This window comes from Microcoleus sp. AT9b-C3, assembly GCF_036705485.1.
Classification (GTDB): Bacteria; Cyanobacteriota; Cyanobacteriia; order Cyanobacteriales; family Microcoleaceae; genus Microcoleus.
On record NZ_JAUBUR010000055.1, the window covers coordinates 19,285 to 33,358 of the forward strand.

Sequence of the window (14,074 nt, forward strand, 5' to 3'; positions counted from 1 at the left end):
TTTTTATGGCTGGCTTGTTTGGGAAAAAATCCCTTGAAAAGTCAAATTCTCATTCTGTTGCTTTTGGTGGTTCTGCCTGGATTTTCAGCGAGGGCAGTTTTTGCTTATTATTTAATAGGGGAATGGGCTGCTGTAACGCCGAGTGAGCTAAATTAGTGGCGAGTTAGCGAAGGCTTATTGGTCACTTAAAAAGCCAGATAAATTGCCGGAACAGCACAGGAAATTCACAGAATTAATTGCTTGACCGAAAGTGTGCGATTGCTTTTAGGTGGGATAATTGTATCGATAGGAATTTACGGAGTTTGTATGTTCCAGAAACATCACGAGAGTAATTAGTTGTGGTGAACCTGCTAACAGAACCCTACTTAAACCAGGCAAGTAAATGGTCGAAAACCGGTCGTCACATTCTGGCACAATTTGATGAACATACGGTCGTAGTGTACCAAGCGTACCGTCCGGCGATCGGTCATTTTGCAGCGGAAAATGGTTATTTCGGCGGAGAATTCAGCCTGAATCGTATGAGTTGGATTAAGCCAAATTTTCTATGGATGATGTATCGATCGGCATGGGGTACTTCATCGGGTCAAGAAGTAATTCTTGCTATTTGGCTAAAGCGCTCGGCGTGGGACGAAATTTTAGCATCTGCTGTCCATTCTAATTTCGTTCCAGCAGTGTATGGAAGCGAAAAAGAATGGCAACAAGCTGTTAAAAATTCGGCTGTACGGCTGCAATGGGACCCGGATCATCACCCAAATGGATCGAAAATGGATCGGCGGGCAATTCAACTCGGTTTGCGTGGCAGTGTTTTAGCTAGTTACGCGCGAGAATGGATTGTTAAAATCGAGGATATTTCCCAATTCGTACAGCAACAGCGTCAATATAACGGAGGCGATAGCACGCAATTACAGACTCCTAGTGAGACAGTGTATCCTGTCATCGACCCCGACATCTTCCAGAGGCTAGGATTATCGGCTCCCTAAGTAACTTATTTTTATGAAAATTGCTCTTTTCACTGAAACATTTCTGCCAAAAATAGACGGCATTGTGACGCGCCTGATTCACACTGTAGATCACTTGCAGCGCGCGGGCGAACAAGTTTTGATATTTTCTCCAGATTACGGGATTAAAGAATACAAAGGCGCCCGAGTTTACGGTGTAGAGGGTTTGCCTTTGCCGATGTACCCGGAATTGAAAATGGCACTTCCTTCTCCGGCTGTCGGTCGCCAATTAGAGCAGTTTAAGCCGGATATTATTCACGTTGTCAATCCCGCAATTTTGGGATTGGGCGGTATATATTACGGCAAAAAATTCAATATTCCGATTTTGGCTTCTTACCACACGCATTTGCCTAAATACTTGCACCACTACGGTTTCGGAGTCCTCGAACCTTTATTGTGGGAACTACTCAAAGGTGCCCACAACCAAGCAGAATTGAATCTCTGCACTTCCACAGCAATGGTGGAGGAATTGAGAACCCACGGCATTGAGCGAGTAGATTTGTGGCAGCGGGGCGTAGATACTGAAATGTTTGTCCCGGAATTGGCGAGTCGAGAAATGCGATCGCGCCTTTCTGCAAATAACCCAGACAGTCCCCTGCTGCTGTACGTCGGCCGCCTCGGTGCAGAAAAAGAAATCGAACGCATCAAACCAGTTCTCGCAGCGATTCCCGATGCCCGCCTCGCCTTAGTCGGAGACGGCCCGCACCGGCAAACCCTCGAACAATATTTTGCCGGTACCCCCACCAATTTTGTCGGCTACCTCAAGGGGCAAGAACTCGCAACAGCTTACGCATCGGCCGACGCCTTCATTTTTCCCTCCCGCACCGAAACTCTGGGCTTAGTGCTCCTAGAAGCAATGGCTGCGGGGACGCCCGTAGTCGCGGCGCGCAGTGGCGGAATTCCCGATATCGTCACCGACGGTGTTAACGGATATTTATTTGACCCCGCCGACGAAGAAGGAGCACTCGCCGCCACCAAGCGTCTGTTTGCGAATCCCGAAGAACGGGAAACCCTGCGCCATAACGCTCGCCGAGAAGCCGAACGCTGGGGTTGGGCCGCGGCGGCCGCACAACTGCAGCGCTACTATCAATCAGTGGTATTTGCCGAGTCCATGCCCAGAGCGGCCTAAATGTCAGGATCTGTAGCACCTTGAAACATAAGCTTTAGCTTAGCTTCGCTGTTCGATCGTCAGTTGGTAGTGATGAGGGATCTTTTCAAAGATCGATCGAACTTTTTTGCTGCAAATTACCGTCGCTATCCTGCTGTTGCGTTTACCATTAAACTATGAGTAAGCTCTGTAGGAATGCCTTGCGCGCTGCTTTCATAGCGCCCTTTACCTGACCGGATACGGTCGCCGAGTGCCTTAAAACAGTCATACCGCGCGCTGGGAGCGAGCACAGAGCGTCAAATCCACACTGCACTCTCGATCGAACTAAAGCCTGTCACCTAATTTTCAGGCCTTCAGTTTTGCGAACTCAAGTTCAGCTTGAATGGACGAACCCTCATCAGTATCATCGAGGTTGTAAAAAAGATAGAGCCTATAACAAGCACACTGAAGTTGCGTGCGCCACTTTTGAACTCACGACGATTCATCAAAGCAACAAGCGAGTGCCGATGCGCTTGCAAACAAATTCAAGAGTTTGCACCGCCGTCGCATCTAGCGCCGATCGACCTGCGGTCAGTCTACCCATCTGAGCAAGCAGTTAATCATGACATTCTCCAATACTGGTAGCGTTCTGGCTACACTGACTCAAGTCAATTTTATGGGGGCATTGACCTCCCGTGTTAAGAGCCTGCCAGTTCCTGAATTAGTGTGCCTGCTGGACTTTATCACGGCTGAATTTCAGCAATTTATCCGGGCGATGGACCTGATTAACAATGAAGCACTCGAAACTCTCTTAGAGCAACTTTTAGATGCTTTCACTGTCAAAATTGGTCAAATTTTGCAAGCAGACCGGACAACAATTTTTTTGGTTGACTCCAACAAAAATCAACTGTGGCACAAAACACTCGATCCAGTTACGGGCGAGGATGTAGAAGTGCGCTTGCCGATGGATGCAGGCATTTTAGGCTACGTAGCAACCACCGGAAAATCAATCAATGTCGCCGAAGCTCGATCGCACGAGTATTTTAATTCCGAAGTAGACGAACCACCGGGCTATCAAATCGACACCATGCTGTGTATGCCGATTTTTAGCAGCAAGAGCCAAGAGGAACCCGTAGCAGTGGTCAGACTCTTAAATAAAGCTGGCAATGTCTCCTTTAGTGAGGAAGACGAACAGCAGTTCCAGGCTTTTGCAGATTCGATCGGGATTATTCTCGAAAGCTGTCAATCTTTCTACGTCGTGGCGCGCAACCAGCGAGGGGTTGCCGCACTTTTGAGAGCCACCACGACTTTGGGTCAAAGTCTTGACTTGGAAACAACTTTGCGCTCTGTGATGGATCAAGCTCGCGACTTGATGCAAGCCGATCGCAGCACGCTATTTTTGTTAAATCGGGAAACCAACGAACTCTGGACAAAAGTCGCCAAGGCCGACGGCAAAACGATGGTAGATCTCCGCATTCCTGCTAATAAGGGAATTGCTGGCTACGTGGCTTCGACTGGTCAACCTCTAAATATTACAGATGCTTACGACGATCCCCGCTTTGACCCCTCTACTGACAGGCAAACGGGATACCGCACTCGCACTGTCTTGTGTATGCCGGTGCATAACGCTAAAGGTGAGCTCATCGGGGTAACTCAGCTAATTAATAAGAACCAAGGTACTTTCACCCCTTCCGACGAAGAGTTTTTGCGAGCGTTTAATTCCCAAGCGGGAATGGCGTTGCAAAATTCTCAACTGTTTCAGAACGTGATGGTGGAAAAGCAGTATCAGAAAGATATGCTGCAAAGCCTTTCTGATGCAGTGATTTCCACGGATTTGAAGGGGCGAGTTGTGACTATCAACGAAGCAGCCCTAGAATTGTTGGGCTGTCCGGTAAATCAAGCTAAAAGCAAACACAATCCCCAGATTTGGGAAGATAAACTGGTGAATCGCTATGTTTGGGAAGTTGTGCCGATCGACAATTTGCAATTTCGATTAGAAGACAGTCTCAAAAATGCTGCCCGGCATTACGTTCCCGAACAAAGTTTAACTGTGGGACTGTTGGTAGAAAAAACGCTCAATTCCCAACAAAAAGAAGAAAAAGAAGAAGAAGAAGAAAGTTATATTTTGGCCGTGCCCGACCGCACTGACCCGAATTTATATTACGCTTGGGGCGAAAACAGCGCGTGGACTGAGGAAGTAGCGCTGGCAGAATTAGCTAATGCCCAATCTCTATTTGCGCTGCGAAATTCTGCCCTGTATCACCCTTATTGTCCGCTGCCCATCCCCGCCTCTAGAATTAAACTAATTGAACGTAGTTTGAATTTGACTGTCAACCCGCTGATCAATCCAGAAGGCGGGGTGCGCGGCGGTTTAGTGGTACTCGAAGACATCAGCCACGAAAAGCGGATGAAAAATACGATGTACCGCTACCTGACTCCAGGAGTCGTAGATAAAGTGATGGCCTTGGGTGAAGGCGCACTGATGGTGGGCGAACGCAAAGAGGTGACTATTTTATTTTCCGACATTCGCGGCTACACCACGCTGACCGAAAATTTGGGAGCGTCCGATGTGGTATCCCTGCTGAACGAATATTTTGAGACGATGGTGGAGGCCGTTTTCCACCACGAAGGCACTTTAGACAAGTTTATCGGCGATGCTTTAATGGCGGTTTTCGGCGCGCCCCTGCCGCTGAATCCCCCGGAAAGTCACGGTTGGATGGCGGTTCAGTCGGCTTTAGATATGCGCCGGCGTTTGAAAGAGTTTAATGATTCTCGCCCCGGCGAAGTTCCGTTTCGCTTCGGAATTGGCATTAGTTCGGGAGAGGTGGTTTCGGGAAATATTGGTTCCCAAAAGCGGATGGATTACACGGTAATCGGGGATGCAGTGAATTTGAGTTCGCGATTGGAACAGCTTACAAAGGAGTACGGATGCGATATAATTTTGAGCGAATTTACATACAGTTTGTGTCGCGAAGGAATTTGGGTGCGAGAGTTAGACAAGGTGCGGGTTAAGGGCAAAAATCAGCCTGTGGGTATTTACGAGTTGCTGCAAAATAGTTCTGAACCCATCGACGGGGAAACCGTTCGGTTTTTGGAACTTTACAGTAACGGTAGGGATGCTTATATTGCTAGAAATTTTCAGAAAGCTATTAGTTGTTTTGAAGCGGCTTTAGCAATGCGACCCAGCGATCGACCTGTAGAAGTTCACCTCGACCGATCCCTGAGATATTTGGAAGTACCCCCGCCCGATGATTGGGACGGCGTGCATACGATGACAACCAAGTAGTAAATTATATTACATCCGAGTGTTCAAAAGTAAAAAGATTTGATAAAGTTGTGAGATCTTCCTTATGACAGAGTTAACAACTGTAAAAATGTGAAAACATGAATCGGATGCCATATTAAAGTTAGTATTTATTTCCAGGCTAACAATTAAATGAGTTATTTATCTGTTCCGAATGCCACAAAAGCCGATCGGATTCTGGTGGTAGACGACGCACCAGATAATGTTTTGTTGGTTCAAACAATCCTAGAAGAAGAAGGTTACGAAATTAGCACGGCAGAGAACGGCTTTTCTGCCTTGAGTCAAATTGACAAGTCAGCCCCGGATTTGGTACTGCTAGACGTGATGATGCCGGGAATGGATGGTTACGAAGTCACTAAACGAATCCGAGAAAATAAGGAATTGCCCTTTATGCCGATTTTGCTGATCACTGCTCACGACAGTGCGAGCGTAGTGCAGGGATTGGACATGGGAGCCGACGATTTCATCCGCAAACCAGTGGAAATGGATGAACTGCTGGCGAGGGTTCGATCGCTCCTGCGCCTAAAACACAGCGTAGACGAGCGCAATTCGATCGCCCTCCAGCGCGAAGATTTTGTCTCCCGACTCGCTCACGACTTGCGGACGCCCCTCGTAGCAGCCGATCGAATGATAACTTTAATGCAGCAGGGAGCTTTGGGAGAAATTTCGCCTCGGATGGACGAGGCTTTGGGGACGATGGTTCGCAGCAACAAAAACCTGATCGCGCTCGTAAATATGCTGCTGGAAGTCTACCGCTACGAAGCAGGCGCCAAATCCCTAAGTTTCGCTGCCGTGGATTTGCGCCAGCTTATTACTGAGGTAGCTGAAGAACTAGCTCCCCTAGCCGATGCTAAAGGTTTGTCGATAGATTTAGACTTGACAGAAAGTGGAGAAAGTGCCCCGATTGCGAAGTATCCGGGCGATCGTCTGGAACTGCACCGCTTGCTGACAAATCTCATCGGAAATGCGATTAAATTCACCGACAACGGATCAATAGATGTCAGCTTAAAAGCGGCTAATTCACCTGCTTATACTAGCTTCAAAAACCAACCGCTGGCATGGGTAATTATAGAAATCAAAGACACCGGTGCCGGCCTTTCTCCCACCGAAAAAGCAAAGTTATTTGAAAGGTTTGGCTCGGGAACTCACAGGAGATCCAGTACAGGTTTGGGACTACACCTCTGCAGGCAAATTGTCGAAGCTCACCGCGGGACGATCGAGGTAAAATCTGAGTTGGGCAAAGGCAGTTTGTTTACTATTCGCTTGCCTTGTTAGAGCGGTTTGACACTCCTGGGCCTAAAGGCACGAGGATTCTTGATTCACAGAATCGACTTGTCGATGCAGAATTACTTCAACATCGGTAGCGGTCAATTCTCCACAAGCGTTCGGATCTAAGATCCAAGTTCCGGTATGCCCTACCGTACTCAATCCCCGACTTAGGATATTTTTGGCGGCGTTCCAATCGCGGTCTAGCACGCATCCACATCTACAAGCGTGAGTTCGCGTTGACAGACTTTTCTTAACAATTGTTCCGCAGCTAGAGCACTCTTGGCTTGTTCCGTTAGCTGGTACGGCAATCGTAATTCTTCCGAATACTTTGCCGAAATATTCCAACCACACTCGGAACATATACCAAGATGCGTCGTTAATCGATTTTGCTCTCGCAGTGATTCTTCACCATGTTTTTAATACTCAAGTCTTCGTAGGCTACACAGTCGTTTGACTGGATCGCGCATCTTGCCAACTTCACAGCAAAATCTTTGCGCTGTCTACTTATTTTGAGGTGGCGCTTTCCTAGAATCACTCTAGCTTTTCTTCTGTTTTGCAAACCCTTGACTCGTTTTGAAACTCGTCTTTGAACTTTTTTTAACTTGCGTTTTTCCTTGCGGAGGAATCGAGGATTCTCGACTGCAACACCATTAGAGTCTGTATAGAACTCTTTGAGTCCTACGTCTAACCCGATGGCGTTGCCTGTGACTTCAATCTTTTCAGAGCGGTCAACTTGAACGCAAAACTGGACGTAATATCCGTCTGCCCGTCTCACCAAGCGCACTCGCTTGATCTGAATGCGCTGATAGAAATGTAAGTCGCGAGTTCCTTTTAATTTTAGTTTTCCGATTCCGTTCTTATCAGTAAAAGTGACAGATTTCCGATCGTTAGCTAGACGCCATCCCGTAGTCTTGTATTCCACCGAGCGGTTGTGTTTCTGGAACCGTGGAAATCCCTTTTTTCCTGGGACTTTCTTTTTACAGTTGTCGTAGAATCGGGAGATCGCCGACCATGCTCTTTCTGAGCTAGATTGCCGAGCCATGCTGTTCAAGTCATCGCAAAACGGAAATTCCTTAGCTAAAACAGCGCTATACTTGTTCAAGGCGTATTTATCGACTTTTTCGTTTTCCATCCAAAAGCGCAATGCTTTGTTTCGGATGAACTGCACCGTTCTAATTGCTTCGTCTACAGCGTCAAATTGCTGTTTTTTCCCGTAGGCTTTAAACTCGAAAACAAGCATGACTTCGACCTAATCACGATCCTCTTATGCTAATAGACTTGGCTGAATACTGCCAAATTATTTACAAAACTTTACAATCAGGAGAATGTCGCGTATCCCCTATTCTGGAAGAAAGCCGTCCTAGAAGGACGGGGTTTTAAACCCATTTTTTTGATAAACTGTAATTGTAGGGTGAGCCGTGCGCACCAACTCAAATTATGGTTAATATAACGGATGTCAGATTAATTACTTGGCAACCGAATTTATGGCAATATGTCTAACTGTCCAGTGTGCGGTGCTGAATACATAGAAGAAAAAGCAGAGTTGTGCTCGATTTGCGGTTGGGATTTGACTCCCTACCCGCAGCGTGCTAAGCCTTCCAAAACTTATTTAAAAAAAGAACAAGTTAGATTGCAGTGGGCAAAACAAATGTGGGAATTGTCCCGCAATCAACAAAATTGGTTAGCTAAATTTGATGAGTTGCAGGGGGAAGTGCAGCAAGGTGCGATCGCCCGCACATACATTCAATCTCAGTTAGAATGGGTTCTGTACCGCCTCGAACAACTAAATCCCGAATTGATTGTCAGCACTCTACTGCGACTAGAAGACAAAATCGGCGCCATACCTGACTCAACTCCGGCTATCTCGGAAGTGGGGATGGACTACCGCCAACTGACAAAGCTATTAGAAACCGGAAAATGGCGCAAAGCTGATGAACACACTTGGGAAATCTTGCTGCAAATCGCTGTCCGAGAAGACGAAGGCTGGCTGAGTGCAGCCGATATTGACAGTTTTCCTCTTACAGACCTTCGCACGATCGACCAACTTTGGCAACAATACAGCAGCGGGCGGTTCGGGTTGAGCGTGCAGCAGCAGATTTGGGAAATTACCGAGGCAAATTATACTGAATTTTGCGATCGAGTCGGCTGGCGAGTCAAGGAAAATTGGAAATATTACAGCGAGCTCTCCTTCAACGAAGATGCTCCCCCCGGACATCTCCCCGTCACCGCATGGAGACAGCGCGCCTGTTATGGTGCCGGTAAACTCACCGCAGCAGAAAACTTTGCCCGCATCGCTGCGAAGTTGGTAGCGTGCGATCGGTAATCATGAAAAAAACAATCAAAATCTACATTAACTGCTATAATCAAAACGGTTTAGCAACTGGGGCTGTGGCTCAGATGGATAGAGCAAGCGCCTCCTGAAGAATCGGGCACCCTGCGAGGAAACTCTGGGAGTGAATGTGGTCAAATTTGGTGAAACCTAAAGAGTTCGTGGGTTCCTATGACTCTAAGGCAATACCAAGCCAAGCCTGAGTTCAGCGCGATTAAACAATCGCCCCTATTGAACTGAGGAAGGTTTAGAGACTAGACGGTCACCACCTAAAAGCTGCAAGCCTATGGTGAAGGTATAGTCCAGAGAGTGGGGAAACTCACACAAATCTGAAGCGCTAGGTCGCCGGTTCGAACCCGGCCAGTCCCGTGAAAAATCAAGAAAAATTAAAACCAAGAGGGGGAAGCTTAGTTTTGCCCCTCTTTTTTGCATATCCGCTAAGGAATTGGCTCCCAGACAACTATAGCAACCGCCTGGGCGGTTGCTATAAAATCTGAAATCTAAAATCACCTGTTTAGGCTCCACCACAAGCGTAGAGTCAATCTAAAATCTAAAATCTAAAATCTAAAATCTAAAATCTAAAATCTAAAATCTAAAATCTATGATCCCCAGACCCTTTTTTAATTTTTAATTTTTAATTCCTGTTAGTGGGCTATAGGTGCGGTATTTTTTGTTATGGTTCCTTTGTGAGTTACATAAAATTTTTATAGGTTTAGATGTGGTTAAGAATCAACTCAAACACGCAGCGTTACAAGCGTTTGAACACTTCACGCAGTTTTTGGTTCCTAGTAGGGCTTTTGACGGCGTGCTGGTTTGGCTATCAGCAGGTTAAGAGCGAATTTCAGAGACCCCAAGCTTTGTTAGTTCTAGGTGGGGCTACGGAGCGAGAGGTGTTTGCGGCTAAATTTGCTCTGGATCATCCTGAATTGCCTATTTGGGTGTCGTCTGGGAGCAATCCTGAGTTCGCGGAATGGGTGTTTTCAGAAGCGGGAATTGAGTCCGATCGCCTCCACTTAGACTACCGAGCTGTGGACACGGTAACAAATTTTACCACCTTGGTAGATGAATTGAAAGCTCAAGGGATTGAGAGCGTGTATCTGATCACTTCTGACGATCATATGCGGCGAGCTCAGATTATCGGCGAAATCGTGCTCGGCAGTCGAGGGATTAGCTTTAAGCCTGTGGCAGTTCCGTCTGGGCGAACCCCCGAACCGGTGGAAAAAGCTATTCGCGACGGCGCTAGGGCTATTCTTTGGCTGACCACCGGTTATACGGGTGCTAACTTCAGCCAAGCCAGAATTGAATAAATAAAGGAAAGCATTGAGCAAGTTTTAAATTTTTTCCCATTCCCTCTGGTTTTAAAACTTGTCTTCTATAGCGATTTAAGACACCGGGAAGACGCTGATGACCAAGGCCTAACAGAAGAGAATAGAACGAGTAGTTTAAAATCAGTAGATGAACTTCAATAGCCAAAGTTAATGACCGACCAAATTCTACCAGAAGTTATAGAGCAAATTTTGAGTGACAGCAAAACGCCGGATGCTATTTTTTCGGCTTTGGTGCCGGCTTTAGGGGAGGTGTTAAATTGCGATCGGGTTTTTCTTTACCTCCGCAATCCTGAAACGCAAATGGGCAGAGTACCTTACTGCTGGCGTCACAACTCGAACATTCCAGAGGTTTGGGACGCAGAATGGAAAAAAGAACCAGAATCTTTAGGGGAAGAAGACCCTTTGTTTGCAGCAGCTTTGCGAACTGAACCTTCGATTTTTGTTGAGGATGTTGAAACAGCAAATCCTGAAGTTGTCAACAAAAATTTTGAGGCAAAAGAGTTCGGACATCGAGCTTTGATTCACGCTCACCTTTGTGCTGACGGCTTATTGTGGGGGGTTTTGCAGCCTTGTATGTTCGATCGCCCCAGAGTGTGGACTGAGTTCGATCGCCAAGTTATCGCAGCAGTTACAGAAAAAATTTCGCCTTTAGCTGTCGCTTATGTCACCGCCTCAGCATCAAAAGATGAGCGATAAAAATCAATAATTGACTTGTAGGGAGGGGGTGGGCAATGAATGAATTTCCACTTCAGACTAAAACCACGTCTCGATCGGGGTTTTAGCCGAATCTCAATCCCCTTCCCGGCAAACGAAAGATTGTTTCCGGTTCCCCCCTTTTTAAGTTAGGGGGAATCGATGCGCTAATTTTCACACAAAAGTCGGGTACTAAATTTGAGCGGATTATTCTCACAAATGGTGAGGTGTGCATCGCCCTACGGATAGACTTGGTGCACCATTCTTGTTTAAAAAACGCCCCAATTTTGAATGCCCCGACCGCTGAAAATCCCTTGAGCCCGACTAATATCATCCTCAGTGCCATCTACTACCACTAAATAATCGCCGGCGTGCAGGCGATCGGTGTAAATTCTAGCTGTTTCTTCGGGAATTCCCAAGTCAGTCAAGGCCTTCACCACCCCACCGAAAGCCGCCGCCGAGACGCCAGTGCTTGCTACGCTAGCCACCAGTGAGGCGCCCAAAGTGCCCGCTGCAATCATCGGCCCGATTCCAGGAATAGCTAAACTTCCGAGACCCACTAGCACGGTGGCTAAAGCACTATTTGTCAGAGTGTCTGCTACCACTCCTGCTCCTGTGTCTAGATTTTTATCGCCCACCTGAGCGATCGTTTGAGTATCGCCTACAGACTCGCCTGCATCCCTAGCAACAACCGAAACTTTATCCATTGGAAACCCGGAAGATTTCAATTCTGTCAGAGCTTGCTCGGCATCTTCGCGGTTAGAAAACAATCCCAACGCGCGGGTTTGATTGCTTGTTACCATATCTTTCTTCTTCTCTCCTGTCCAATTAAACTCAAATTCAAGCCTAATTATTGCGCTTGTTTTAAATCACTTATATTGATATTTTTCGATGTTTATCTTCAGCATTCATCTATCTGTAGATATAACCTGAAAAACAGCAACAAAAGTTATAAAATCAGCGACCCAAATCGTGCATGGCATTAATCTCGATCGCACATCTTTGAGTCAGCGCTTGCAACTCCTCGCGATCCGAGGAACCGGGCGCTTCAATTAGCTTGCCAATTCGCACCGTCAGCGGCACCGGACGCGGAATTCCCGAACCTTTCGACGAAATCGCGTGAGTTCCCCACAAACTAACAGGTAACAGCGGCGCTTTTGCCTTAGCAGCTATCAGCGCCGCACCTAATTTCGGTTCAGTAATTCTGCCGTCTGGAGTGCGAGTCCCCTGCAAAAATACACCCGTCGCCCAGCCATTTTCCAAAGAGTTTATCGCCGATCGAATTGCACTGCGATCGGCACTTTCCCGCTTAACTGGGTAAGCACCGTAAAGCGTAATTGCCTGCTTCAAAATAGGAACTTTAAATAACTCTTCCTTTGCCATAAATGCGACAGGCCGCCTCATGCAATTCGACAAAATCGGCGGGTCAAAATCGCTGGCGTGATTGCTGACTACTACCACAGGCCCATCTGTCGGAACATTTTCTGCACCGTAGATGCGGCCTCGAAAGTAAAGGTGCAGCATCGGGCTGACAATTGACCATTTGAATAAATAGTAGAGAAGTAAACTTTCGACGGGTTCGCGACTTTTGCTCACAGAAAAACCTTAAGTTTTAAATTACATCGAATATTAGCCTACCAGTTCAGCAATGACAAATGAATAGTATTTTGAGGTTTGTATGGTTGCCTGCGGTTGGAAACCGCGCCTACACATACAAAACCCACCTACGTGGGTTAAAGAAGAAGTCCGCCTGCGCGGACGCAAGCTTGTGTAGCGCCAGACTTCAGTCTGGTGGACTATTTCACTGAATGTCGGAGGTTTGCAAAGGCTCAATTTCCGGCCAGCATAGCTTTCTGTCCTTCCGAAGAAGTTGCGTAGCCCAAGAAATCCTTAACTGCTTGGCTAGGAGGATTTTTGTACGCGTAGTACAACTGCCGCTTGTAAGGATAGTTACCCGCATCCGGCGTCGCACTGTTGACTGGAACAACGCGCACCGTTTTCTGATTGATTACTTGAGCGAATGTGGCATAATCAATGCCGTTGTTGCCTAAAGCTTGCAGCAGGGGAGTTGTCGCATCTCGTCGCACGAGCGTGGTAATATTTGACGCCGTGCCAAACTCGCTACCTCCGAGCACTTGTTCTTTAAACGTTTGGTAAGTGCCGCTAACTGCCGGTCTGTTAATTACTTTAATCTGGGTTGCCGGGCCACCGACTTTTGACGAGTCGTGAGTATTTCCCTTGAAGATTATCTTGAACTTGAGCGGAGAAACTTATACCCTTACGGTGTCAGAAACTAATACCACAAAATCTGCTTATGTGGGTCAGTTGCGCCTCTATGACGTGCATATCGCCAAGATGTTGGAGGTGACATATTCGGACTGTTAGGAGATACCCAACGCTGGCGGTAGAACTTGGTATTACCGCGCCGGAAATGGTAAAATTGATATGGGGAATTCAGAATCAACTGTCAGTGGGCTAGCGATATTACTAATACTTATAGTTTAGGAAAACCAGAGCGTAGTGCGAGTAGAATATTCTCAGGGGGAGGCTGGGCAGCCAAGATCGAGGACTCGTTCTATTCCAATTTTAGATATTACTGGTAATAAAGTTCCGCGCTGGATGAATTTTGTGCAGGCTTTTCAACCAATTCACCTCTTGTGATTATGGTTGGCAATGCTGATAGATTAATGAATGATTCAGAATATCGAGAACTTTGTGTTGAACGTCTAATTGAGAGTGTGCTTAATATTAATGGCTATATGGCGGTGAATCGGCTTTTCATGCCATGAGGGGGGAGCTAGATTGTTGAAGAAGTGCGATCGCAATTTGATTGCCACTAAATGTAGTGTTTAAAAAGTGATACCCATGTTAAAAGAATTAAAAACCATTACTCTTGCAACTCTGCTGGTATTAGGAACAGCTAAACTGGGTTCTAGTGCACCTCTCCCAAGTCCTAATAATCAAGGGGATTATACGGGAAGAACTTATCATATAGCAATCCTAAATCATTATCAAGACTATGATACAATTATATGCAATACTCGATCGTGAATAAAAAAATGAATA

General features: G+C 46.6%; 10 protein-coding genes and 1 pseudogene. 7 read left to right on the plus strand and 4 right to left on the minus strand.

Annotated features, from left to right (window positions below):
• Nucleotides 1-338: 338 nt before the first annotated feature.
• The 4 genes from QUB77_RS29220 (at nt 339) to QUB77_RS29235 (ending at nt 6,664) form a co-directional block, all read left to right on the plus strand.
• Nucleotides 339-980 (plus strand): DUF4291 domain-containing protein, encoded by a 642-nt coding sequence (locus tag QUB77_RS29220; RefSeq protein ID WP_333179895.1) that lies wholly within the window; start codon nt 339-341, stop codon nt 978-980.
• Nucleotides 981-993: 13 nt separating this feature from the next.
• Nucleotides 994-2,127: a glycosyltransferase gene (locus QUB77_RS29225; protein WP_333179893.1), complete on the plus strand. Its 1,134-nt coding sequence runs from the start codon at nt 994-996 to the stop codon at nt 2,125-2,127.
• A 580-nt stretch (nt 2,128-2,707) separates the two neighbouring features.
• Complete coding sequence (locus tag QUB77_RS29230) at nt 2,708-5,371, plus strand: GAF domain-containing protein (protein ID WP_333179890.1); 2,664 nt, start codon at nt 2,708-2,710, stop codon at nt 5,369-5,371.
• 150 nt (nt 5,372-5,521) lie between these two features.
• On the plus strand, nt 5,522-6,664 hold the full coding sequence (locus QUB77_RS29235; RefSeq protein ID WP_333179887.1) for a hybrid sensor histidine kinase/response regulator: 1,143 nt from the start codon (nt 5,522-5,524) through the stop codon (nt 6,662-6,664).
• A gap of 21 nt (nt 6,665-6,685) precedes the next feature.
• Here the strand turns inward: QUB77_RS29235 and QUB77_RS29240 are convergent.
• Nucleotides 6,686-7,898: pseudogene (locus QUB77_RS29240) on the minus strand (RNA-guided endonuclease InsQ/TnpB family protein).
• A 252-nt stretch (nt 7,899-8,150) separates the two neighbouring features.
• Between QUB77_RS29240 and QUB77_RS29245 the strand changes: the two are divergent.
• The 3 genes from QUB77_RS29245 to QUB77_RS29255 all read left to right on the plus strand — a co-directional run bounded on the left by QUB77_RS29245 (nt 8,151) and on the right by QUB77_RS29255 (nt 11,011).
• A complete protein-coding gene (locus tag QUB77_RS29245) occupies nt 8,151-8,981 on the plus strand; it encodes a GUN4 domain-containing protein (RefSeq protein ID WP_333323645.1) in 831 nt (276 codons plus the stop codon).
• A 722-nt stretch (nt 8,982-9,703) separates the two neighbouring features.
• A complete protein-coding gene (locus QUB77_RS29250; protein WP_333179883.1) occupies nt 9,704-10,294 on the plus strand; it encodes a YdcF family protein in 591 nt (196 codons plus the stop codon).
• Nucleotides 10,295-10,465: 171 nt separating this feature from the next.
• Nucleotides 10,466-11,011, plus strand: coding sequence for a GAF domain-containing protein (locus QUB77_RS29255; RefSeq protein ID WP_333179880.1), 546 nt, complete (start codon nt 10,466-10,468; stop codon nt 11,009-11,011).
• Between the two features lie 266 nt (nt 11,012-11,277).
• On the opposite strand, the gene QUB77_RS29260 is transcribed toward QUB77_RS29255, so the two are convergent.
• From QUB77_RS29260 to QUB77_RS29270, 3 genes are all read right to left on the minus strand, one after another.
• Nucleotides 11,278-11,811 (minus strand): hypothetical protein, encoded by a 534-nt coding sequence (locus tag QUB77_RS29260; protein ID WP_333179878.1) that lies wholly within the window; start codon nt 11,809-11,811, stop codon nt 11,278-11,280.
• Nucleotides 11,812-11,965: 154 nt separating this feature from the next.
• The gene (locus QUB77_RS29265) at nt 11,966-12,604 is read right to left on the minus strand and encodes a lysophospholipid acyltransferase family protein (RefSeq protein ID WP_333179875.1); all 639 of its coding nucleotides are present in this window, start codon (nt 12,602-12,604) and stop codon (nt 11,966-11,968) included.
• 233 nt (nt 12,605-12,837) lie between these two features.
• Entirely contained in the window at nt 12,838-13,257 is a 420-nt protein-coding gene (locus tag QUB77_RS29270) for a substrate-binding domain-containing protein (protein ID WP_333296162.1), read from the minus strand.
• Between the last annotated feature and the right edge of the window lie 817 nt (nt 13,258-14,074).